Annotated in this window: 22 protein-coding genes; all 22 read right to left on the bottom strand. The window is 43.8% G+C overall.

Annotation, left to right across the window (positions count from 1 at the left end):
- Nucleotides 1–11 precede the first annotated feature (11 nt).
- On the bottom strand, nt 12–941 hold the full coding sequence (locus G632_RS0110030; protein WP_022768976.1) for an ABC transporter permease: 930 nt from the start codon (nt 939–941) through the stop codon (nt 12–14).
- Nucleotides 942–1,275: 334 nt separating this feature from the next.
- Nucleotides 1,276–2,046, bottom strand: coding sequence for a flagellin (locus tag G632_RS0110025; protein ID WP_022768975.1), 771 nt, complete (start codon nt 2,044–2,046; stop codon nt 1,276–1,278).
- Nucleotides 2,047–2,413: 367 nt separating this feature from the next.
- Nucleotides 2,414–5,050, bottom strand: coding sequence for a YfhO family protein (locus tag G632_RS0110020; protein WP_196802285.1), 2,637 nt, complete (start codon nt 5,048–5,050; stop codon nt 2,414–2,416).
- Between the two features lie 99 nt (nt 5,051–5,149).
- Nucleotides 5,150–5,560, bottom strand: coding sequence for a hypothetical protein (locus G632_RS0110015; protein WP_022768972.1), 411 nt, complete (start codon nt 5,558–5,560; stop codon nt 5,150–5,152).
- Between the two features lie 101 nt (nt 5,561–5,661).
- Nucleotides 5,662–6,414: an ABC transporter ATP-binding protein gene (locus tag G632_RS0110010; protein ID WP_026512525.1), complete on the bottom strand. Its 753-nt coding sequence runs from the start codon at nt 6,412–6,414 to the stop codon at nt 5,662–5,664.
- Nucleotides 6,415–6,419: 5 nt separating this feature from the next.
- A complete protein-coding gene (locus G632_RS19575; RefSeq protein ID WP_051154926.1) occupies nt 6,420–7,226 on the bottom strand; it encodes an ABC transporter ATP-binding protein in 807 nt (268 codons plus the stop codon).
- On the bottom strand, nt 7,217–8,041 hold the full coding sequence (locus G632_RS0110000) for an ABC transporter permease (RefSeq protein ID WP_022768971.1): 825 nt from the start codon (nt 8,039–8,041) through the stop codon (nt 7,217–7,219). Before G632_RS0110000 ends, G632_RS19575 begins: the two co-directional genes overlap by 10 nt.
- Nucleotides 8,034–8,981 carry an ABC transporter permease gene (locus G632_RS0109995; protein WP_022768969.1) on the bottom strand — a complete coding sequence of 316 codons (948 nt, stop codon included), beginning with the start codon at nt 8,979–8,981 and terminating at the stop codon, nt 8,034–8,036. The genes G632_RS0110000 and G632_RS0109995 overlap by 8 nt, the downstream gene beginning before the upstream one ends.
- Before the next feature lie 39 nt (nt 8,982–9,020).
- Nucleotides 9,021–10,544 carry an ABC transporter substrate-binding protein gene (locus G632_RS0109990; protein ID WP_022768968.1) on the bottom strand — a complete coding sequence of 508 codons (1,524 nt, stop codon included), beginning with the start codon at nt 10,542–10,544 and terminating at the stop codon, nt 9,021–9,023.
- Between the two features lie 129 nt (nt 10,545–10,673).
- Entirely contained in the window at nt 10,674–11,186 is a 513-nt protein-coding gene (gene nrdR, locus G632_RS0109985; RefSeq protein ID WP_022765473.1) for a transcriptional regulator NrdR, read from the bottom strand.
- 138 nt (nt 11,187–11,324) lie between these two features.
- Nucleotides 11,325–12,575 carry a cell division protein FtsZ gene (gene ftsZ, locus G632_RS0109980; protein ID WP_022768966.1) on the bottom strand — a complete coding sequence of 417 codons (1,251 nt, stop codon included), beginning with the start codon at nt 12,573–12,575 and terminating at the stop codon, nt 11,325–11,327.
- Nucleotides 12,576–12,687: 112 nt separating this feature from the next.
- The gene (locus tag G632_RS0109975; protein WP_022768965.1) at nt 12,688–13,560 is read right to left on the bottom strand and encodes a cell division protein FtsQ/DivIB; all 873 of its coding nucleotides are present in this window, start codon (nt 13,558–13,560) and stop codon (nt 12,688–12,690) included.
- 7 nt (nt 13,561–13,567) lie between these two features.
- Nucleotides 13,568–14,698 carry an FtsW/RodA/SpoVE family cell cycle protein gene (locus tag G632_RS0109970; protein WP_026512523.1) on the bottom strand — a complete coding sequence of 377 codons (1,131 nt, stop codon included), beginning with the start codon at nt 14,696–14,698 and terminating at the stop codon, nt 13,568–13,570.
- 31 nt (nt 14,699–14,729) lie between these two features.
- The gene (gene murD, locus G632_RS0109965) at nt 14,730–16,100 is read right to left on the bottom strand and encodes a UDP-N-acetylmuramoyl-L-alanine--D-glutamate ligase (RefSeq protein WP_022768963.1); all 1,371 of its coding nucleotides are present in this window, start codon (nt 16,098–16,100) and stop codon (nt 14,730–14,732) included.
- A 31-nt stretch (nt 16,101–16,131) separates the two neighbouring features.
- The gene (gene mraY / locus G632_RS0109960) at nt 16,132–17,097 is read right to left on the bottom strand and encodes a phospho-N-acetylmuramoyl-pentapeptide-transferase (protein ID WP_022768961.1); all 966 of its coding nucleotides are present in this window, start codon (nt 17,095–17,097) and stop codon (nt 16,132–16,134) included.
- Between the two features lie 23 nt (nt 17,098–17,120).
- Entirely contained in the window at nt 17,121–19,361 is a 2,241-nt protein-coding gene (locus G632_RS19570; RefSeq protein WP_022768960.1) for a penicillin-binding transpeptidase domain-containing protein, read from the bottom strand.
- Between the two features lie 43 nt (nt 19,362–19,404).
- Nucleotides 19,405–19,845 (bottom strand): cell division protein FtsL, encoded by a 441-nt coding sequence (locus G632_RS19565; protein WP_022768959.1) that lies wholly within the window; start codon nt 19,843–19,845, stop codon nt 19,405–19,407.
- Nucleotides 19,846–19,860: 15 nt separating this feature from the next.
- Nucleotides 19,861–20,799: a 16S rRNA (cytosine(1402)-N(4))-methyltransferase RsmH gene (gene rsmH / locus G632_RS0109945; protein WP_022768957.1), complete on the bottom strand. Its 939-nt coding sequence runs from the start codon at nt 20,797–20,799 to the stop codon at nt 19,861–19,863.
- Between the two features lie 4 nt (nt 20,800–20,803).
- A complete protein-coding gene (gene mraZ / locus G632_RS0109940; protein WP_022768956.1) occupies nt 20,804–21,244 on the bottom strand; it encodes a division/cell wall cluster transcriptional repressor MraZ in 441 nt (146 codons plus the stop codon).
- Between the two features lie 243 nt (nt 21,245–21,487).
- Nucleotides 21,488–23,065, bottom strand: a complete 1,578-nt coding sequence (locus tag G632_RS0109935) for a helicase HerA-like domain-containing protein (RefSeq protein ID WP_022768955.1) — start codon at nt 23,063–23,065, stop codon at nt 21,488–21,490.
- Between the two features lie 57 nt (nt 23,066–23,122).
- The gene (locus G632_RS0109930) at nt 23,123–23,974 is read right to left on the bottom strand and encodes a DegV family protein (protein ID WP_022768953.1); all 852 of its coding nucleotides are present in this window, start codon (nt 23,972–23,974) and stop codon (nt 23,123–23,125) included.
- 155 nt (nt 23,975–24,129) lie between these two features.
- Nucleotides 24,130–24,723: a low molecular weight protein-tyrosine-phosphatase gene (locus tag G632_RS0109925; protein ID WP_022768952.1), complete on the bottom strand. Its 594-nt coding sequence runs from the start codon at nt 24,721–24,723 to the stop codon at nt 24,130–24,132.
- Between the last annotated feature and the right edge of the window lie 188 nt (nt 24,724–24,911).

Below are 24,911 nucleotides of genomic sequence, written 5' to 3'. Positions count from 1 at the left end.
ATTAACTCTCCTTACTCAAGTGTGATTCTCGGATCAACAACCTTGTACATGATGTCGCCCACAAGGTTCATGATAACGATTAGTGTTGCAAGCACGATGGTTGTACCCATGATAAGCGGATAGTCACGGCCTGTGATACTGTTTACGAAGGCCCTACCTATTCCGGGAACAGCAAAGATCTGCTCAACGACCAGGGAACCTGTAACGATACCTGCAAGCATTGGTCCGAAATATGTAATAACCGGAATCAGTGAATTCTTAAGTGCATGTCCAAAGATGATCTTCATACCGGACACACCCTTTGCCTTGGCGGTTCTGATATAATCCTGACCCAGAACCTCAAGCATTGAGGATCTTGTAAGCCTTGTGATATAAGCCATTGGGTAAAGGGAAAGCGTAAGAACGGGAAGTACAAGTCCGTTCTTGGATGCTCCGTTTGCCGGGAACCACTTAAGATTTATTGCAAAAGCAATCAGTAAAAGAGATCCCATGATAAATGAAGGCATAGATACGAATGCAGTTGTAATGATCATGATGATCCTGTCGATCAGCTTGTTTCTGCGAAGCGCTGCGACTGATCCAAGGACTACTCCGCTGGCAAGCGCAATCAAAGCAGCAATGAGACCCAGCTTAGCAGAAGTCTTCATTCCATCAAATATGATGTCGTTAACGCTTCTACCCTTCTGCTTAAGTGATGGTCCAAAATCGAATTTGGTTACTACATCAGAAAGATATGTAAGGTACTGAACTCCAAGGGGCTTATCCAGTCCGTACTTGGCTTCCATAGCCTTCATGACCGATTCACTTACGGCCTTCTCACCGATGAATGGACCACCGGGAACTGCATGCATTACAAAGAAGGTAACAGTGATAACTACCCAAACTGTAACTATTGCAAGCAGGATTCTCTTTACAATGTACATTAGTGTCTTAGTATTCATAGCATCTCCAACCTGTTAATAATAGTATTGCCGGCACATAGAATTTTTATCCCCACAAAGCGTTGCAACTTCAACGTGCTAAATCGCTAAATTATGACAAAATAAATGCAATCACATACTTGCCCGTACGTCATTGCACTGAAGATAAATCTCCTATTTAACACGCTTCTAAAACAAAACGTGCAAGCCTTGTTTAGTGTAGAATTTATATTACTTTATGTCAAGTATTTGACCTTAAAATCGCTACAACTGATTAATATATATCAAGAAAACCGCCCCAAAAGACACTTGTCTTTGTGGGGCGGACATTTTCATCAAATAATCTTTATCAGGATTACGCGAAGATGTTCATGGCTTTCTGCTCATCATCTCTCATCTTCTGTGCCAGAAGTGTATTCTGATAGGTATCCATGAGCTCTTTTTGCTTAGCTTCTATAACAGCTCTCATGGAATTGTCTTCTTCCTTATCCATCTGGTATCCGTTCAGCTCCATAGCTGCGTGAGAATTGTAGGTAAGAGCATGTTCTACTGCGTTAGTCTGAGCTCCGGCATTTGATCTATTCTTGGTAACAGCCTCAAGAGCCTTGTCTATCCTGCTCATATCAAAGCCGTCCTTGGTAACGTCATAGTCGTCGATGCCAAGAGCCTTGGTAGTACTGTTGTAGGTGGATACATTCACCAGTGAACCGTTTGAATCGGTTGCAACCTTAAGATCTCCTGCGTTTCCGCTTAGCAGATTCTTATCATTGTATTTAGCCTGATTGGCTGTGTCATTTATGCCCTGCAGGTACTCTTTTACCTGAGACTGAATTGACTGCTTATCATCGTCAGATAAAGTACCGTTCATTGCCTTAACTGAAAGTTCTTTAATATTCTGAAGATAATCGGTAATGCCTTCCATGGCTCCGTCTTCAATGTTGAGGACAGATCTTGCAGATTCGAGATTTTCTCTGCCTACTTCAAGTCCTCTTACCTGAGTATCTGTCTTTTCCTGCATAGCAAGTTCAGATGCTCCCTGAGAAGCCTTTGAAATCTGGCCACCGTTTGAAATGACGGAATACGCTGAGTAGTTACTGTAACCTGAAATTGCTGATATGCTACTCATAGTGCCTCCTTCTTGTGAAACAAAAATAAACTACTCCCATCTACCATAATACTATTTCACAGTCCATAAAAAGGGAATACCAAAAGTGGCTTATTTTAGGGCAAAATGAAACATTATTACGCTTTTTGCAATCATAAATTGAAAAGAAAATACGTTTATTTTTGTTTTAATTTTACGTTATATTTCTTTTAGAGTTCTGACATAATTTGGCAAAATTTAACCGTTATCATAATCTCATCAGAAGGAAACAACTTCTGAACCCCCAACAATACTTTTTTTCATACACGGGTTGTCTGGTTCCCCACTAGACAACCCCTCCTCCCAAAAAATACCACCTGCATCGGCAGGTGGTTTTCTTATGTGATTTTCACTTTGCTTTCTTTCTCTCTGATATTTCCACATATATAAGTAGAAACACCCCAATTATGCTAAGCACCACCCCAAACCATAGTCCTGATGATACGTATTTCATCCTGATAGTAACGTCACCTTCACCAAATGAATCATCAACAGGAATATAGGTGAGAGAATCATACACAGCAAGAGCCTGTGTTTTTTTACCATTTGCTGTAATCTTCCAGTTACTCTCGTAGGGCACTGTGAGAAAAAGGCCATCAGCTCCATCAGGAACTGTAATAGTCATCTCATTCTTAAAGGGTTTTATCTTAACATCGCACCCTCTTACCGAAAGCTCATTGTATGCAGCTTTTAGCGCAGCTGTATCTTCTGTGACAAATATAGCACTTCCAAAGTTTTTATCTTCTTTCTCAGCCTGGACAGTCAGCTTGATCTCCTCGCCGGTCTTGTGGTAACCCAGGTTTAATATCTTTACACAGGAGGCATTTCCATAAGTGGTCAAAAACTCATCATTAACAAAAACAGAAAGGCCCTCGCGCGCACCTATAAGCTCATCCAGATAAAAATAGAGTTCTCCGTCCTTAGCAGCTCTGACATTAAAATCAAAGCTTCGTTTTCCTCCAGCGATATACATATCGCTCTTCTTAACTACTGCCGGTGTAAAAATAGATATCTCTTTTCCCAAAAGTCTTGAGTATATATCCTCCTGAAGCTTAAACGGATCCTTCTTGGGAACATGTACCATGGAAGCCTCGGGATCATTGTTATCAGGATCGCAGATGTCTGAGATATCAAATCCATTCGTGGATACAGCCGCAGAAAGAGCAAATGGATTCCTGTAGGCCTTCTCCTTGTCATCCACGGTAAGCTCGTAATCAGGATGGGCCGGATAAGAGCCATCTGTAAATACATACTTGATACCAAGAAGTGAATCCATTGTCTTGGTGTTGTCATGGCCGTAATGAGTGTACAGCCCGTCATCGTTAAATCCAAGTCTTTGAAGGAAATATCTCACATATACAAGTCCCGCGGAGCTGTACTGGGTAACACCGTAGTAATTGTACTGAAATGCATCGTTTTGCTCTCTGGGATTAAGATTTTCCATTCTGTAAAGAATGTTGTCATCTTCGAGGTTCTTAACGGCTTCCACAGCATCCTGTGTCCTTGATATAACTTCTTTATATTCCGCCGCAGTATCACATTTAAGGGACTGCAAGTTATAAGTATGTACCGCATTTGCCGAAAGGTCTGCTATGTTTATTAGAAGAAGCGATAAAGCAAGCAATTGTACCAATACTTCTTTTCTTTTCAAATATGCAAAAGTCAGAGACATCAAAACTATTGTATAAACAGCTGTAATTCCAAGGTTTACATGCCACGTAAGGTCTGTAATATGGTCGTAGTTTTCTTTTCTTAAAAGCACAAGGAATACAAGCAAAACAGCGCCTGCTGCAAGCACCTTGACCGGCGAAAGCTCTTTTCCCAAGAAAGAAAATGCCCTGCAGCTGCAGATGATCATTATAAAAACACAGATAAAAGCCTGTCTGTAGGGATGACCTGATGGCTCCATTCCTGCATGCCATATTACGTTCAGGATATCTATGCCGAAAGATGCAGCAAAGACAATAAAGAGCGCCAAAAAGCCCATTTTTTCCCTCATGGGGATCTCTTTACAGGCAAAATACAAAAGTATAAGGAAAACCGCCAGCACTCCGCAGAAAAGCTGAGGATATCCGAATCTGGCTTCGAGGTAATCATAGGATAAAGTGGGAAGCTTTGAAAAAACATCCAAAAGACTTAACCTTTTGCCGGTGAGTTTCATTCCCAGGAGCGTCACATCCTTGGGGCTGTCCATGAGCTCCAGAAAAGTCGGAACCATGATGACAGCTGAGCACAGAGCTGATATCACTGCAGAATAAATAAGCCTTCCTATCTGAACAAATGGGTGTTTTTCTTTTCTTACCACCAGATCGGCTATGGTCCAGAATACGGTAAAGAAAAGCACCTGATAGGTGATGTAATAGTTGAGAAGCAGCATGAAGAAAAGCGTAACTATGTATGGAAGCTTTCGGCCTTCCCTAAAGAGCCTCTCCAGACTCCAGATATAAAGTGGCAGAAGCATTACTACATCTATCCACATAAGGTTCATACTGTGGGCAAAAAGAAATCCCGAAAAAGCCCAGGAAACAGCTCCGCAGTATACTGCTATGTTACCTGTGTCAGTTGGCAAAATACCTGTAACCTCAGCGATAAATCTCTGAAGGAATAGATCCATTATAAAAGCGGCCAGGATGAGCTTTAGCCCGATGACAACTGTAATCCCCAGCGGTATTACGCTTCTGTCAAAAAGGGACAGAATAAGAAGAAACGGGCTCGATAGATAATACGCAAAAAAGCCCAGTGTTCCAGAGCCCAGTGCTGCGTTAAACGAATAAAAAACACTGTTCTCTCCCGCATACACTGTCCGCAGATAGGCATAGTAATCCACATACTGGCGTTTGAGATCAAACATAAGGAATGTCTTTTCCCCAAAGGGAGTTATCGAACAAACCACCAAAACCCCCAGGTACATCGCCAAAATACAGGCAGCTGAGATAACAGCGTGGTAGATATTTAATTTATGCTTTTTAATCTTTTCCCCTAACATACCAAATTTCATTTTACCATGAATAGCTTTTTTATAGATGGATTTTTTTTCTCAAAAAAATCCCCGCCACTTATGTGACGGGGAATAATCTGCATATTATCAAAGCTTAATTACGATACCATCTTCTGTTCCGGCTATGATGTTGCTCGGCTTGCCTGTGAGGTCCTTGCCTCCTACAAAGTACTGGTACTCGTGAAGGATGCGGTCCTTCTGCATTCCTGAGATTGCATTCTTCATATCTCTTGATGCAAGTCCCATATCGCCATATATATCAAGTGAAGAGCTGTCATACTGTCCAAAGGAGATTGCTACGTTCTCAATAGAAGCGTTTTCTCTGGCGGGAACCTCGACAGTGAGGTCAAGTCCCTTTTTCTCCTGTTCCTTCTCCTGCTGAGCCTGTTTGGACTGTGGCTGGAGTTCAGGCTGTGGTGCTACCTGGGGATTATCTTTGACAGAGGGAATATTATATGCATTATAGCCGGATGTAAATGAACCAATATTTAATGCCATAGTATACGCCTCCTTTCAACCTTTTTAAAAAACAGCCATGTCTTATCAATGAATATATCGGACATGTTCCCCAAAAACTTAACCTATTTTAACATAAAAATTTAGGCAATCCCAGCAGCTTTTAAAAGCTGTTTCGTATAATCGGCCTGTGGACTGCGATAGAGCTGCTTTGTTTCGCCATATTCCACCACACTTCCGTCCTTCATGATCATTACGTGGTCGCTGATCTTATAGACGACTCGCAGGTCATGAGATATGAAGATAATGGATATTCCGTGCTTTTTATGGAGGTTCTCCAAAAGCTCAAGAATCTGTGCCTGAATGGTAACATCAAGAGCTGAAACCGGCTCATCTGCGATAAGAAGCTTGGGAGATCTCATAAGCGCCATACCTATGCATACTCTCTGCCTCTGACCACCTGAGAGCTGAGCAGGAAATCTGTCCAGCATACTAAGTGGAAGCTCGATATCCTCCATTACTTCCTTAACTCTTGCTGCGATTTCTTCCTTGGTCCACTGCCTGGACTTATCGACTCTTAAGGGTTCCTCCAAAAGCCAGCCGATCCTCTTGGCCGGATTAAGGGAACTGTAGGGATCCTGGAATACCATCTGTGGGCTTTGGTACTTCTGCCAGATTTCTCCGGTATAGTCCTTGTTGATGCCGACAATGGCCCTTGCAAGAGTTGATTTACCGCTTCCGGACTCACCTGCTATGGCAAGAACCTCTCCCTCCTGCATGGATACGCTGACATCGTGGAGAGCCTGTATTTTTTTGTTTTTGGAAAAGAGCTTTCGCTTCCTGTTCTTGTAAAAGACATTCAGGTTACTTACTCTTAAAACCTCGTCTCTATCCATTTAAATTACCTGTCTGTGTTTAGATCGATCTTTGGTATTGCTGCAATAAGCTTCTTGGTATAGGAATCTCTTGGTCTTGTAAAGACATCTACTGTCTTGCCGGACTCAACAATATTCCCCTTCTGCATTACTATTACTCTCTGACATATCTGATTAACAAGGCTGAGGTCATGAGATATAAAGATAATTGACGTTCCCATTTCCTTGTTGAGCTTTTTAAGGAGCTCTACAATCTGCGCCTGTACCGTAACATCCAGAGCTGTGGTTGGCTCATCCGCTATAAGGATCTTGGGATTGCCGATCATGGCTGCAGCTATCATGACCCTCTGTCTCATTCCGCCTGAAAGCTCATGTGGATACATATAGTAAACATCCTCGGCATTATCAAGGCCTACAGCTCTTAACATCTCAATTGCCCTGTTTTTTCTCTCTTCCTTTGAAACCTCGGGATGATGGATATAAAGAGGCTCCTCCACCTGCCAGCCTATCCTCTTAACAGGGTTTAAGCTGGTCATGGGCTCCTGGAAAATGATGGATATCTCATCCCCCTGGTAGGAACGGAGCGTCTTTCTGTCACAGGTCAAAAGGTCATTGCCGTCAAACATGATCCTTCCGCTCTTTGTAAGGCTCTTTCTGTTAAGAAGTCCTGCAATAGCCAGAGCACTCATGCTCTTACCGCTTCCGGACTCGCCTACTATTCCCACAATCTCGCCCTTTCCGAGCATAAGGTCAAAGTCCTCAACAGCCACTTCCGGGGATTCATGATCATGAAATTCTATATGAAGATCGGTTACATCAAGTATTATTTCCATCTGCTGATTCCCTCTCCTAGAAACGCAAATCCCAGAACCATAAGAACAATAACAATACCGGGACACAGAACGTAGCTGGGTGTAGTGAACATGTACTGCTGAGCATCTGAGAGCATCTTACCAAGACTTGCATATGGAGGCTGTGATCCTACTCCTAAATAGCTAAGTCCTGCCTCAGCCAGCACTGCATTGTTAAAGCCAATCATTATTGAAGAAGCCATAACGCCCTTTATATTGGGCAGAATATGGACAAATATCATCCTGAGGTTGGAGACGCCCTGGAGCCTCGCATTCTCAACATAATCCATGTTTCTGCAGCGAAGCACCTCTCCTCTTACGATTCTGGCGTAACTGGGCACAAAGGCTATTCCCAGAGATATAAGAAGCTGCAGCCATCCGGTTCCGAACACGCTGACGATAACCAGTGCCAAAAGGATACTTGGAAAGGCAAAAAGGGCGTCGATAATCCTCATGGTAACCTCATCAAACATTCCTCCGAAATACCCGGTAAGAGCGCCTATAATGGTGCCTACAACAGAGCCAATAGCCACTGTTCCTATCGCTATAAGAAGTGTGATTCTGCTTCCGTACATGACACGGCTAAGGACATCCCTGCCCATATTATCTGTACCCATCGGGTGCCTGAGTGAAATACCCTGGAGCTTTTCTGCGGAATTCATGGTGGTCGGATTATAAGGAGTCCAGAACACACCAAGAAGTATCACAAGAACAATGATTCCGGTGATAACTGTTCCCAAAAGCAGGTACGGGTTATTTTTGAAATTTTTCTTTAGCTCTTTCTTTGCCTTACTCATCCTCAAGACCTATCCTTGGATCAACAATGCGGTAGATAACATCCACCAGGAAGTTGACCAAAAGTACAATAATGGCAATACCCATGATGATTGCCTCTACAACCGGGTAATCCCTGTTGCTGATACTGGTAAGCAGTATCCTGCTGATGCCCGGGATACTGAAAACCTGCTCTATTACAATACTTCCTGCAACCATGTCAGCCAGCGCCATGCCAAGGAATGTAATAACCGGTATCATGGCATTTTTAAGGACATGTCTGTATAAAACACCATTGGTTGCATTTCCTCTGCTGTAAGCAGTTCTTGCGTAGTCCTTGCCTGCCTCATCGATCAGGCTCCCCCTTAGCATCTTGACCGTCATGGATATCTTGGGAAGCGCTATGGCAAGAGACGGGAAAAAGAGATATTGCAGGAATTTACCGAAATTAGCTGTATATGAAACGAAGCCTCCGGGGGTAAAGAGTCTGAATATCATACCAAAGATAAAGGTTATGAGTATTCCTGAAAAGAACGGCGGAATAGCCATAATGACCTGATTTATTACAATTATAATTCTGTCCAGGACACCATTTTCATGCTTAGCCGTAAATATCCCCAGTGGAATTGATATCAAAATCGTTAACAAGAATGCAATTATCGCCATGGTAAGGGTAATAGGGATCTTACTGATGATCATGCCCTTAACCGGCACCTTGTAGTTGTAGGAGGTACCAAAATCCCCCTGAATAAAAGAAACAAACCATCTACCGTATCTTACAAGCAGCGGATCGTTTAGTCCCATCTGCTGTCTTGTCTGTTCAACAAGCTCGGGAGATGCCTCCGTGCCCAGCATCCTCAGGGCCGGATCTCCCGGAATAACATTAAAGGCGAGGAAAACACATATAGATACCACCAATAAAGTAACTATCATCATTCCTAGCTTTTTAATGATGTATTTCATATGCGTTCCTCGCCTATCTAAGTCTTTAAAACCTATATATTACTGATCTGCAAGTTTGATCTTGCTTATATCCTGTACATAAAGAGGATAGAATACATATCCTGTGTACTTCTTGTTCAGAGCAACAAACTCAGGAAGGTCCTGAATATATACGCTTGCTGCTTCCTCAGAAAGGATCTTCTCACATTCCTTGTAGTACTCTGTCTTTGCTGCGTCATCAGATGTGCTCTGTGCATTTGCATAAGCCTCATCATATGCAGGGCTGTTGAAGTTTACAAAGTTTCTTCCTGCATCAGATGCATATCTTGCAAGAAGTGATGATGCTGAAAGTGTTGAAGCATCAACTCCGACTACTGTTGCCTGATACTTTCTGTCTGAATAAACATCTGAAAGCCATGTGTTCCACTCAACTTCCTGGATGTTTGCTGTAACACCGATTGCCTTGAGCTCCTCTGAAATAACCTGAGCTGTATCTACGTGCTGTGTGTAGTTTGAAGGCACTGTGATAGTAAACTCAAATCCGTCGGGATATCCGGCCTCTGCCAAAAGCTCTTTTGCCTTAGCTGTGTCTGTGTTGTAAGTGTCATTGAGCTCAGGCATGAAGTACTTGGTAAATGAAGGGAACATGGCACTTCCGATCTCTGTGCCTGCTCCATCAGATACGTAATCCATGATCTCCTGAGGGTTAATTGCGTAGCAGAGAGCCTGACGAACTCTTACGTCATCAAAAGGCTTCTCGGCATTGTTGATATACATAGCCTGTACCAGGTTCATGGTTCCCTCGTAGATCTCAAACTGATCATCGAGCTGTGAAACCTGTGTGCTGGTGATACGGGCATACATATCGATTGAACCGCCCTTAAGATCCATAACAACTGCATCTGAGTTAGCCTCGATCTTGAAGGTTACGTCCTTAATGAACGCCTTGTCTCCCCAATAATCATCAAACCTTGTAACTACAAAGTTCTCCTGAGGTGAGCTGGATACATACTTGTATGGTCCTGTACCAATGCAGCTTGTAGCAGGGTCTGTGTTTGATGCGGGGATAATAGCTACTGTGAGCTGAGTCAAGAACTCAGAATCCTCCTCATTCAAAACAACCTCTACTGTCTTGTCATCAACAATGTTTACGCTTGCGATCTTGGAAAAAGAAGAGATCAGGGGCTCACTTCCGTCAACACCCATGTTACGTTCCAAAGAATATTTGATATCCTCTACTGTAACTGCGTTTCCGTCGTGGAACTTAATTCCGTCTCTCAAGGTGAAAGTGTAAGTCTTGTTGTCATCTGAGATCGTGTACTGGCTGGCTACAGCAGGGTTAAGATTACCATTTTCGTCAGGTTTGACCAAACCTTCGAATACGTTGAAAAGCACCTCTTTAGTTCCTGCCCCTGTTGCATAATGGGGGTCAAGACTGTCAATGTCCTGAGGTATTCCGATTGTAATCTTAGAAGAATCATCTCCTGCCTTGTCGCTTGAGCATCCGCCCAATGCAATAGTCAGCGTTGTGAGCACGATCAGCAAAAAGCTTACGCTAACCTTTCTAAAGCTTTTTCTCATCATGTTCATAATCCTCCTCGATATTTAATTACGAGATATGGCACTTATCCATATCACATTCTACAATATAAAGCCCATGCCCCCAAAAGTCAAGGAATAAAAAAGCCCCGGAGAATGTCCGGGGCGATAGGATCAGTGATCTTTCAGAAGTGGAGTGTTCTTGTCTGTGGTGTCGGTGATGGTGCCTTCTGCTTCCTTCTTGAGGACGGTCTTGAGCTCGTCCATGAAGGTATTGACATCCTTAAACTCTCTGTAAACCGAAGCGAAACGAACGTAGGCAACGGGATCGAGGTTCTTCATCTTGTCCATAACAATCTCACCAATTGCACGGCTTGGAATCTCCTTCTGTTCCATATTAAATACTTCTGTCTCCACAGCATCAACAATCTTGGTGATCTGCTCTGCGCTGACAGGTCTCTTATGGCAGGCTCTGAATACGCCGGCCTCAATCTTGGCGCGGTCATAAGGTTCTCTGACATCGCCCTTCTTAATTACGATAAGCGGAATAGTTTCGACCTTCTCATAAGTTGTGAAGCGCTTACCACATGAATCGCAGACTCTTCTGCGTCTGATGGAAGTGTTCTCGTCTGCAGGCCTTGAATCAATTACTCTTGTGTCGTCTTTCCCACAAAATGGGCATTTCATAAGTTTCCCTCCGTATATAGTATTTAAACTATTTCACTCCACAAATTATTGTAGCATGGTTTTCCGCTTATTTCCACACAATATTGCAATTAAGCGAAAAAAAGCCCTCTGCATAAGCAGAGGGCATCGCATTTTGCATTATTTTCTCTGTAAGAAATCAGGTATCTTAAGAGATTTAGGCTCTACAGTACTTGTGATATTGGTAGGCCTGTTCAGTGAAAGAGGTCTTGTGGCTGATGATGTAGCCGGCTGATTGTCTGAAGCAGGTGTTCCAATAGGTGTGATTGTAGGCTGTACAGGAGTGATAGGAGTAACAACAGGCTGAACTGTAGGAGTAGGTGTTACTGTAGCAGTACTTGTCTGTGTAGCTACTGTCTGTGCTGCCTTAGCTGCTGCATTCTGAGCCTCAACTACTGCCTGGTTGTTAGTGTTGTTGATCTTATCCTCAATACCTGTAGCAATAACTGTTACGGTACATGTATCTGTCTTGCTCTCGTCATACATAGCACCGAAGATAACATTCACGTTATCTCCTGCAAGCTGACGAACATACTCTGATGCATCAGATGCATCTGTAAGAGTGATATCACCGGAGATGTTGATGATAACATCTGTAGCACCGTTAACCTTGGTCTCAAGAAGTGGTGACTCAACAGCCATCTTAACAGCGTCTGTTGCCTTGTCATCGCCCTTTCCGCTACCGATACCGATGTGGGCAATACCCTTATCCTTCATGACTGTAGATACATCAGCAAAGTCAAGATTGATAACTGCAGGAACATTGATAAGATCAGTGATTCCCTGTACTGCCTGCTGAAGAACTTCATCAGCCTTCTTAAGTGCGTCAGGCATTGTAGTACGTCTGTCAACAATCTGAAGAAGCTTATCATTAGGGATAACGATAAGTGTATCTACGTTTGTTCTGATATTGGAAATACCAAGCATAGCATTCTGCATACGAACACGAGCCTCGAAACTGAAAGGCTTGGTTACTACGCCTACTGTAAGGATTCCCATGTCCTTAGCAAGCTTGGCTACAACAGGAGCTGCGCCGGTACCTGTTCCGCCACCCATACCACAGGTGACAAATACCATATCTGCTCCCTTAAGTGCTGCAGAAATCTCTTCTGCACTCTCTTCAGCTGCCTTCTGACCAATCTCAGGCTTAGCGCCTGCTCCAAGACCTTTGGTGAGCTTCTCACCAATCTGCAAAAGCTTAGGTGCCTTGCAGAGCTGAAGCGCCTGTTTATCTGTATTTATACCGATAAATTCAACACCGGTAATATTTTCATCTACCATTCTATTAACAGCATTATTTCCTGCACCGCCAACCCCAACGACGATTATTTTGCAGGCATTTTCTGCTTCGTTAGACTTAATCTCCAGCAAAACAACTCCTCCTTCATCTACCTCATAGACTCCTAATAGCTATGATATAATTTTTTAAACCAATTATCAACCCGTTTTTTTATATAAAATTTTCTCTATATTTATCTACAATTTATTGATTTTTCTCTTCAAAAGTGATGTTTTTTGTACCGTCGTCAAAATCTTTCATTTCCAAAATACCATTTTTTCCTTCGAGCTCAGGTAAAATGTATTGAAGTTGGATAATTTTCTCGTCAATGAAGTCTCTGGTGCCCAGACTGACCTCAACATTGTCGAAATAAAGGTACACGTTATATTCACTGTCAAAGAAGATCCTGTCAGCCTTTAAGTTGTACTTGGAAAGAAGCTGTGTTATATCAAGAATCTCCTCAAATATCTCTTCATTCGGTGTAGGAAGCTTCTCATACATGATAATGTAGTCAAACTTAAGTCCCATTACCTGTGGAACTTCATCAGAGGTCTCATAGGAGCTCTCAACCACTATTCCGTCCCTGTCAAAGTACATATATCTTCCAAGATGGGCAAAATAGCCTGCAATGGCCTTCTCGTAGACATTGATCCTGATGGTGTCCTTGGAAACGATATCCACATCCACTTTTTCTATGAAAGGGATGTTCTCAATGCTCTTGTCCCTGTATTTAAGTGACAAAAACAGTGAATTATGGCTTGGCTTGTCATCCAGGACCATATCAATGATCTCATCGTTGGTGTAATGAGTGTTTCCCGTAACATATATGTTGGTAACGGTATAATTATCGTTTATATACTTATAGGCAATACCGCCGGCAATCAGCAAAACCAGTAGTATTATCGCAATGACATACAGACTCTTATGAAGCCTTAATGCTCTGAAGATACTTCTTACAGGATGAAAGTCCCTGAGAGGGTGAAAATCCCTTAGGGGATGAAAATCTTCCATTCTCTCCCTGAGCGATGGTCTGTATTCAATACGCCTCTTTTTTACTCTTCTTTTCTTCTTAGCCATATTTCTATCAGTCTCTGCCTATATTTCTTGCTACATTCAGCGCAATTCCTATCTCCGCCAGCTGGATGATAACAGCAGATCCTCCGTAACTGATGAAAGGCAGTGTAATTCCTGTATTCGGTATCGTATTGGTTACAACGGCGATGTTGAGGATTACCTGGATCGCAATGTGACCCATAACTCCGATAACAAGGAGCGCTCCAAACATGTCCGGTGCGTTGTTTGCAACCACCATAAGCCTCCAGATAAGGAGAAGGAACATAAGCATTACAGCTATGGCTCCAAAGAGCCCCAGTTCCTCACAGATGATGGAAAAGATCATATCATTCTGCGCCTCGGGGATAAATCCCATCTTCTGCATACTCTCACCAAGGCCTTTTCCGAAAATACCGCCGCTGCCGATGGCATAAAGAGCCTGCAGGGTCTGGAAACCTTTTCCGGAAGCATGCGCCTGGGGATCAAGCCAGGCAAGAACACGTTCAAAACGGTAGTTCATACCGCTGGTCTGATTGGAGTTGGCTATTATAACAACCAGCGCAGCTGCGAATGCCAAAACTCCGGCTGCAACAATAATATACATACGATAGCCGGGAGTTGAGATAAACAGCATTACTACAGTGATTCCCATGATGATAATGGCAGAACTTAAGTTTCTTGTGATGATATAAACCATTCCAGCAAGAACGGCCGGAAACATCAGGGCGATTCCAAAACCTTTTAGTGTGGTAAGGTTCTTTTTCAGCTTAATGATCATGGTCGCGGTAAAGATAATGGCTGCAACCTTGGCAACCTCCGCCGGCTGGATCGACACACCTGCGATGATGATCCATCTCTTGGCGCCGTTGATGGTCTTACCAAAAGGAATGATCGCTACCAAAAGAGCTGCTGCAGCAATATAGATCGGCATTGCAAGTCTTGCGTATATCCTGTAAGGGATGTAGGACAGCACAACCATCCCGACAAGGCCAAGGATCGACGGGATCAGCTGATGCTTGAAATAGTAAGCTGAATCTCCGTAGTCGAGATTTGCCTCGTACGAACTGGTTGAATAGAGCATGATAAGTCCAAACGCCAAAAGGAACAGTATGATGAATATCATGCTGTAATCAATATAGGACTCTTCTCTTTCTCTTCTCAAAAAACCTGCTCTCTCCAACTTAAGTAACCCCTTACTCAGAAATCTTATTTACATACTCTTTAAATTTCTTTCCCCTGGTCTCGTAATTCGGGAACATATCCCAGCTCGCACAGGCAGGTGAAAGAAGTACCGCATCTCCGGGCTGTGCGCTCTCTGTGCAGAATGTAAGCGCCTCCTCGAAGGTGTCTTTAAACACATAATTTGTAAAGCCGTGCTTTTTAGCGCACTCAGCTATCTTTTCTCTGGTCTGACCGATGAGCACCAGGAGTTTGACCGTATCTCCAAAGTTCTCAATCCATTCATCATATTCGCTACCCTTGTCATAACCGCCTCCGATGAGGATCGTAGGACGTGACATTGCTCTGATTCCCTGAATTGCAGCATCGGGGTTGGTTCCCTTGGAGTCGTTGTAATAATCAACGCCTCTCTTGGTGGCAACGAACTCTATTCTGTGCTCAACCGCCTTGAAATCCCTGATAACACTGAGAATTGTTGAAAGCGGAACTCCCATGGCAAGTGACATTGCAATGGCAGCCATTACGTTCTCTACATTGCACAGTCCAACCAGGTTCATATCGTGAATATTCATGATAGACATTGAAGTTCCTGCAGTTGCCATCATGATCTCGTCGTTATCGAGATAGAATCCGTCCGCAAGTTTCTCTTTTGTTGAAAAGAAAACTACCTTAGCCGGGCATCTGTCTGCAAAATCTCTTGTATACTCGTTATCATAGTTAAGAACGCAGGTGTCGTCCTTAGTCTCGTTGTTTGTTATGTTTTCCTTCATGGAAGCATAGCATTCCATGGTGTGATGTCTGTTGAGGTGATCGGGTGTGATGTTCAGGATTGCTGAAACTTTCGCATGGAAGTTGTCCACAGCCTCAAGCTGGAATGAGCTTATCTCTCCCACTATCACTGTGTCGTCCTTCATCTCGAGAGCGCTTTCTGCAAAAGACACTCCGATATTACCTACTACATAGACAGAATTATAGTGAGCCTTCATGATCTCGCCCACAAGAGTCGTGGTGGTTGTCTTACCATTTGTTCCGGTTATGGCTACCATGGTTCCCTTGGAGAAATTGTAAGCAAGCTCAATCTCACTCCAAATCGGTATATTCTTGGCCTTAATACGCATTACTGTCGGCGCATCAAGCGGAACTGCAGGGCTTGGAACTGTCAGTGCTATCGTATCAAGCACCTCGTCCGAAATCTCTCCGATGATGATTTCTGTATTCTTGTCACCATCGTGGAGCTTAGCCTTTATGTCATCCTGTGTTACCTTGGTGTTTTCCTCAAGGATAACAGGGATCGCTCCTACCTTGTGGAGGAGGTTAACAGAACCAACGCCTGATAAACCTGAACCTATTACGAGAACTCTTTTACCTTCTAAATCTGCCTTCATACCAAAAACCTCTTAAAATGTATAAATCTTGTTACAGACCTGCATAAGAGAGCAGGCAAAGCAAAATAGTTATTGTTGTAAATACGTTAACGACCTTGGTCTCGGACCAGCCACCCTTCTCAAAGTGGTGATGGATCGGGGCCATTCTGAAGATTCTTTTACCATGTGTGATCTTGAAGTAAGAAACCTGCATGATTACTGAGATTACTTCAAGAGCATATATAAATCCTGCGATAGCAATGAAGATGGGCATCTGCATAACGTAAGCAACGCCTGTTACAAAGCCTCCGATTGCCAGAGAGCCTGTATCTCCCATCATTACCTTACCGGGATATACGTTGTAGACAAGGTATCCAAGGAGTGCTCCGACCATGGCGCTGGACATTACTTCTGCCCCCGTTGCGCCGTAGTGCATTCCGGCAACTGCAAAGAATGCTGCGACAACCGCTGTGACTGATGCGCAAAGTCCGTCAACTCCGTCTGTAAAGTTTGTTCCGTTGGCTGTTCCCAGCGCGATAAAGAACAATATCGGGATGTTCCAAAATCCGAAATCAAGTACGATGCTTGTAAAAGGAACCTTCATGGCAAGGGAAATGTCTGTGAAGTTCTGTACATACAGTGAAAAAAGAACTGTAACTACAAACTGTCCGAGAATCTTCTGCCATGCTCTAAGTCCCAGATTATGCTTTCTCACAACCTTTATATAGTCATCAAGAAATCCGATGATACCAAAGCCAATTGTAAGGATCAGCACCGGAATAACCTCTTTGTGGGTTCTTCCGTAAAAGATTCCTATGATGACAACCGGAATAAGAAAGATTATTCCGCCCATTGTAGGGGTTCCGGTCTTTTTCTGGTGTGATTCAAGACCTTCTACTCTCTCTGTCTGTCTGGCCTTTAACCTTCTTAATAATTCAATAATCTTTGGGCCGATCAGTACTGCTATAAAGAAAGAAATCACAACAGGAAGAAGGGTCCTTAAAACATAACTATTCATAACAACATCTCCGTTAAATTGCTTTAGTTACCATTGCCTTCGGTAACGGGTTCAAAAATGCTCTCATCTCCGAAATCAGGAAGATCATCTCCGCCGAAAGCATGTCCACTTTCAGGATCGATAAGATTACCTGTGTTCGGGTCAATATAATACCCCGTTGTACTATCCACGTCAAATGACTCCCAGATTGATCCGGTCTCCTCTGACTCGGTAGTTTCCTCCTCCGTTCGTGTCTCCTCTTCAGTTGCTTCCCCTTCGCCCTCTTCTGTAGTTTCCTCACCCTCGGCAGTTGCGGTTGTGACCATCTGCTCGCGAAGCTCTGCAAGCTCAGCCTGCTCTTTTTCGGAAAGTTCTTCAGTCATAGGGTAATTGAGATAGGGAAGCGCCTCGGTAAGTACCGCTCTTACTATTCTTGTGGCAAACTTCGCATCGTCCTGATACTGGACATTACATCTGTCTACAACTACATAGATCGCAATGTCCGGATCACTTGCAGGTGCATATCCCATAAAGGATACGACGTACTGTCTGTTACCACGGGGAAGAGTCTGAGCAGTTCCCGTCTTACCGCCTATCATGTAGCCTGCAGGTCTTGCTGTCTTACCTGTTCCTTCTGCTCCTGCTACTACCTGATTACAATACTCTACTATTTTATCAGAAGTGCTCTGTGATATTGTCTGTCTTAAAACTCTCGGCTCAATATTTTTGATCGTAGCTCCGCTGCTGGATACAATTCTTTTAACAATATGAGGTTCGTAGTAGTATCCGCCGTTGATCAGTGATGAGAAGCTTGTGATCATCTCGATCATATCAACGTTAAAGCCCTGTCCGAAGGAGTTGGTCGCAAGATCGGTAGGTGTCATGTTGGCTGCAGTATAGGTAAGCCCCTCTGTTCTTGCCTCTCCTGCCAGGTCTACATTGGTCTTAAGGCCAAAGCCGAAGTCCTTCTGGAACTTGGTAAAGGTGCTGATTCCTGTAGCCTGTGCAATATACATCATGGCTACGTTACAGGAGATCTCAACGCCTCTTGCTACGGAAACCTCTCCATCACCATAGGTGTTATGACACTTGATATCCCATCCGCCTACATTTAAAAAGCCTTTACAGTTATATACTTCATTACCTGTGATCGATCCGCTCTCAATTCCGGTTGCAACCGTGAAAGGCTTGGCAACCGATCCCGGCTCGTAAGTATCTGAAATACAGAAATTCTTCCAAAGTGCGTTGTAATTCTGATAGAGCTGCTCATCACTGAACTCTGAGAGCATTTCTTCTGTAATATATACACCGGAGTCAAATACCGACTCTCCCTTTAGCTTGTTGCCCTTTTCATCAACAGCCGGCATTCCTATAAGATTGGCCGGATCCCTGGGGTTATTAAGGTCAAAACTCGGGTAGCTGGCCATTGCAAGTATGTCGCCTGTGTGGATATCCATCATGATGCATCCCACGTTGTTGGCACCGTTTCCCTGCCTGAAATTGTTGGCATACTGGTCGTTGAACTCTTTTAAATGTTTCTCTACTATATTCTGAAGGCTACCGTCGATTGTGGTAACAATGCTATCTCCGTCTGTCGCCGGAATTGTGGTTCTCTCAAGGTTGGAGTCTTCATCCAGATATCCGTACTCTCTTCCTGTTGTTCCTGAAAGAGTGTTGTTGTAATACTCCTCAAGGCCGTACATACCGTTGTTGTCACTGGATGTAAATCCGATAACATCACAGGCCAATGACCCGTTGGGGTACTTTCTTATATAACTTGGTTCAAACCACACGCCCTGAATATCGGCATCATAGCCATCCATTCCAGGGGTTATCATATCCTGGAAGTTCTTTATCTCATCATAGGAAAGTTTTTTAGCCAATATATAATACTGTGATGTAGGATGCTCAGACAGATATGATCTGATCTCTCCCGAATTCAGCTTAAACTCTTTTACCAAAGCATTGACTGTTGGGTCTACAAACTTCTGGTCCCTCAGAAGGAGCTTGGCATCAAGAATTACGTTGTAAACCTTCTCGCTGTAAGCCAGCACCGTTCCGTTGGCATCCAGGATCTCTCCTCTTCTGAAGGGCAGTGTTGTCGAATCATATTGCTGCTGGGAAAGGACCTGTCTCTCATACTCCTCACCGTTATTCTTGGTGATAAAGATAAGTCTGACCCCTAACCCAACGAAAGCCAGTAGTACTAAGACAAACAGTACTACCAGCTTTTTCTTCATTCCTATTGTGAATTTCTGAGCATTCCCCGTTCTTCTGCGTTTCATTAAACCATTTCATTTCCTTCCAACTAACTCATGACGGCTTTTACTAGTTCTTACCCACTTCAGGGATAGGAGCCAGCTGTCTGACATAATCATTTCCACCGCCATCGGAATAAGTAACGACCTGGCCTTCACCGGCGTAAGTCATGCCATATTCCTGGATAGCAATACGCTTTACTTCTTCAAGGTCCACGTTGCCATTGGCTCTATTATACGCCTCATCATTGTCCTGTTTCAAATTATTTAACTGACTCTCCAGTGTAGCGATGTTTTTAACGCTGTTCTTAACCTGTGACTGGAGTGAAATGTACCATGCCAAAGTTCCAAGCATAAGCACCATTGCCAGTGACAAAAACAGAAGGTAACCAAGGCTCATGTTATGTCTCTTAGGACGCCTTGTGTTCTCATGAACATGGTAAGGCTCTCTGTCATGAACTCTGTTTGGCTTTCTGACGGTAGTTCCGCGTATGTATTCACTTCTTGCCATGTTCACACCTCCTTTTTACATAATCTTTTCAAATACTCTGAGCTTAGCACTCTGAGATCTTTTGTTCTCTGAAAGTTCTTCTTCGCTCGGCAGGATCGGTTTTCTGGTGATCACCTTTCCTTTTGATTTCTTGCCGCACACACATACCGGGAAATCCGGTGGACATGTGCATGGGTTTTCGTTGGTCTTAAAATTGTTCTTGGTTATGCGGTCTTCCAATGAATGGAACGTAATCACGCACAGCCTTCCTCCCGGATTCAGAAAATCTATGAATCCATCCAGAGAGTTCTGAAGCACATCCAGCTCTCTGTTAAGTGCAATCCTTATCGCCTGATAGGTTCTCTTGGAAGGATGTCCTCCCTTTTCTCTCATCTTGGCCGGAATTGCAGCTTTTATAATGTCGTTGAGCTGCCCTGTTGTCTCAATGGGCGCCTTCTGTCTTTCTATGCAGATATGTTTCGCTATATTCTTGGCGAACTTGTCCTCGCCGAAATCTCTGATAATATGGAAGATCTCCGTCTCCGAATAGTCATTGACAATGTCTCTGGCTGTAAGTGCCTGTCTCTGGTCCATTCTCATGTCCAGCGGAACATCTTCTTTATAAGTAAATCCTCTCTCTGCGTTATCCAGCTGAAATGACGATACTCCCAGATCCAACAGGATTCCGTCAACACCGGTAACCCCGAGAGCTCTAAGCCTTGTCACTGCATTCTCATAGTTGTCCCTGATGATCGTAACTCTGTCATTAAAGGGCTCAAGCCTCTTTGTTGCAGCTGCGATGGCATCTTCATCCTGATCGGTCCCGTAGAGATGTCCGCCCTCTGTCAGTCTTTCTGCTATATGAAAAGAGTGTCCGGCTCCGCCAAGGGTTCCGTCGAGATATATCCCATCAGGCTTTATATTCAGATTATCGAGGCACTCCTTAAGGAGCACTGAATAATGCTTGAATTCCATAGGCTTAAATACTCAATCCGTACTCGCTCATCTTAGCAGCGATTCCATTGATATCTTCAAAGGTACTTGCCTTCTCCCACTCTGCCTTACTCCAGATTTCAGCTCTGTTGCCCACGCCGGCAATCACTGCTTCCTTCTCGATCTTGGCATGCTGTAAGAGATTGGTTGGTAAAAGAATTCTTCCCTGCTTGTCAACTTCTGCGTCAATGGCACCTGAGATAAAGAAACGTCCCAGCATTCTGGCTTCGGGCTTATCCATCGGAAGGGCCTGAAGTTTTTCTTCAAACTGGTCCCATCCATCCTGCGCAAACACGAAAAGACAGCCGTCAAACCCCTTGGTTACCACAAACTGATCACCGAGAAGCTCACGGAACTTTGCCGGAACTATGAGCCTTCCCTTAGCATCTATGGAATGGCTGTATTCTCCCTTAAACGCAGTTCTCACACTTTTGTACCACTATTTACCACTTTTTGACACTTTTTACCACCTGAAACCATTATAAACAAAAAAATCTCATTTAACAATAGCTTTTTCTCAGGTTTTATCTGCCTTTTTGGAGTGGGGGAAAAGTGGGGGATAAAAAATCGCTTATCTAGTGGTTTAGCCTTTTGCCATCCACTAAATAAGCGATTTTTTAATTTTGAATTATTACAGTTTTTTTAAAAATTTAATAATATGACTTGTTTATCATGACTTGAACAGTGTTGCAAAGAGTCCTCTTCCAAGGCTTGCACCAAGGTTTCCGCCAAGGGTCTTACCGAACTTACCAAAGGTTCCGCCCACTGTCTTTCCTACTTCACGGCCGACAGTACCAACCACTGAATTTCCGATGGTCTTGGCTGTCTGTTTCTTCTTTCTGTCAGCTGCTGCCTTTTCCTTCTCGGCTGCCTTAGCTGCAGCGGCTTCTTCTTTCTCTTTTGCCTTGCGCTCTGCCTCTGCTGCTGCGAGCTCTTCCTTGGCCTTAGCATCAGCAATTCCCTTTCTCTCAAGGAATTCGAAAGCTGAGTCAGGATCATGAGGCTCGAAGTACTTGTCATAGAGCTTACTTCCATTGATCTCACGGTTTCTTGTGGAGGAGTCGATTCCGCCCATAAGTGACTGAGGAGGAAGGATCTTGACCTTCTCGCAAACTGAAGGGGTTCCTGTCTCATCTAATAAGGAAATAACTGCTTCTCCGGTTCCAAGCTCCTGGATAACATCAGCTGTCTTAAATGCAGGATTCTCGCGGAAAGAGTCAGCTGCTGCCTTAACGGCCTTCATATCTGAAGGAGTGTATGCATGAAGTGCATGCTGGATCTTGTTACCGAGCTGTGCAAGAACGCCGTCCGGAATATCTCTTGGGTTCTGAGTTACAAAGTAGATACCTACGCCCTTAGATCTGATGAGCTTAACAACCTGCTCGATCTTGTCCATGAGCATCTTGGGTGAATCCTTGAAAAGGAGATGTGCTTCATCAAAGAAGAATACCATCTTGGGCTTATCAAGGTCTCCCACCTCGGGAAGTGTCTCGAAGAGCTCTGACATCATCCAAAGAAGGAAGGTTGCATAAAGTGTTCCGTTGTTGATAAGGCTTGTGGAATCAAGAATGTTGATCATTCCTCTTCCATCAGGACCTGTTGCAAACCAGTCATGAATATCAAGAGCAGGCTCAAAGAAGAACTTATCTGCTCCTGCCATTTCCAGAGATACGATTGATCTTACGATGGCTGCAACCGATACAGGACTGATATTGCCGTAATCTGCAGCAAAATCATTTCTGTTCTCGGAAACATAGTTAAGAAGAGCCTTTAAATCCTTGGTATCAATAAGGAGCAGCTCGTTGTCATCTGCAATCTTAAATGCAATTGTGAGAATATCTCTCTGAAGATCGTTAAGACCTAAAATTCTGGCAAGAAGAAGTGGTCCCATCTCTGAAACAGTTGTACGAAGCGGAATTCCCTGCTCTCCGAATACATCCCAGAAGGTTGCAGGATATTTCTTGTACTCAAATCCTGCTTCTGCAAGGCCGAACTTCTGGATACGCTTCTGCATATCTTCAGAGTCTCTGCCCTCTTCTACCATACCTGAGAGATCGCCCTTTACGTCTGCAAGAAATACAGGAACTCCCATGTCGCTGAAGGACTCAGCAAGGACTTTTAAAGTGATGGTTTTACCTGTTCCGGTTGCACCAGCAATAAGGCCGTGACGATTGGCCATCTTGGGCAAAAGAAATACATTCTCGCCGTTTTCGGTGTTGGCAACCCAAATCTTGTTATCTCTTAACATGAATAACCTCCTCCAACAAAAAGTCGAATTGAAACGCTGTATCTATTTTACCACAGTTTACGGTTTTTCGAAGTAGGCAAGTGCAATTGCTCCGGGTCCGGCATAAGTTCCGATTGTAGCTCCTACAGTAGCGTACTGGAGCTTTTCTTCGTGGCCTTCGTAAAGGCATTTTGAATCTTCAACGTATTTTTTTAACATCTCATCGCTAAAGCCTGTATAGCCTAGGCATATCGGCATATCCATGTCGATGCCTCCGGTCTTATTTACGAACTCAATCAGCATGTTGTGGCTGTTTCTTGAACCTCTGGCCTTGCCGATCACTCTGACCTCTCCGTCTTCTATTGTAATTACCGGCTTTATCATGAGCAGATTTCCGGCGAAGGCTGCTGCCGAGGAGAGTCTTCCACCGAGCTTAAGATATTCAAGGGTGTCAAAGACAGCGATGACATGTGCACGCTTCATCTCTTCTGTAATGGTCTCTACTATCTCTTTTGCCAAAAGACCTTTATCCCTGAGTTCCACTGCTCTCTGAACTATGATGTACTCAGATATGCAGAACTGCTTGGTATCCACAACATAGATGTTTTCAGAGAAATCATCGGCTGCCATACATGCGCTCTGGTATGAACCCGAAACGCCGGATGAGAGTGTAAAGCAGATAAGCTCATCCCCCGCATCCTCAGCCTTCTGATATTCCTGTGAATAATCGTATGGTGTTATCTGACTGGTCTTTGGTACTTCGTCTGTTTCTATAAGCTTTTTGTAGAAGTCTGCGCATGAAAGCGTTACTCCGTCAAGGAATTCCTCATCCCCAAACCTGACCTTTAAGGGCATTACGGTAATTCCCCACTGTGCAGCCCTCTCCTGCGATATATCGCTTGCCGAATCCGTTATTATCCTTACTGCCATTTTTATCTCCTCCCGATGAAATCGTTTCCTATATACATGCATAAAATAAGCTACCGCCGTATGCATGGAAGTTTTCGTTTCCAAACATAGACAGTAGCATATCACAATTCATCGAAGTAGTGCAATGTAGTATAGATTACTACGTTGACCGGGATTTATCCTCTGGGGAAGTCGTCGTAGTTGATACCGGAGTTTCTGTATTCGGAATCTGCGGATTCATCGATATCAGCGTCGTAGTCCGATAGCTCTTTTGCCATATCAGGATCTGTAAGTATCTGTCTGAAAAGGCCGTGGCATCCTTCGGAAACATCACGCCATGTAGCGTCGAAGTTGCCTGTGTACCAGGGATCTGCCACATCTCCGTCTCTATCTGCAAAATCAAGCATCTTGTAGAGCTTGTGGTCCGGGTCTCCGCCAAAGAGGCTGTTTAGGTTCCTCATATTGGCCGAGTCCATTCCTATAATATAGTCAAACTTGTCGTAGTCCGTTCTGGATGTGAGCCTCGCGCGCTTTGCGCTTACTCCCAGCTCGTTATCGGATGTACCGATCCCGTGCTCTCTGAGCTTGGCTCTTGCCGGCGGATACACAGGGCTTCCCACCCCGTTCCAGATCTCATCGGTATGGGTCGCTGAGGACTCAATGTGGAAGGCATCAGACAGGCCTTGCTTATTCACTATGTCTTTCATTACAAACTCTGCCATTGTTGAACGGCAGATGTTGCCGTGGCAGACGAACAGTATTTTTATCATTTATTTTGGCTCCTTGAAATTCTGAGTTATTCCCTGTAATGCGCACCGTTGCGGGATAAAAATTGTGTTCACATATCACGGTGACAGAACTATCATATCACAGTTTGTGTAACAAATAGGAATATCTAGGAAAATCATGGACATGAAAAGTAGTCAAAAAGTAGTAAGGCACATTTTTGATTCTGAGA

Source organism: Butyrivibrio sp. NC2007, assembly GCF_000421405.1.
GTDB lineage: Bacteria > Bacillota > Clostridia > Lachnospirales > Lachnospiraceae > Butyrivibrio.
This window is presented reverse-complemented; position numbering and strand designations above follow the sequence as displayed.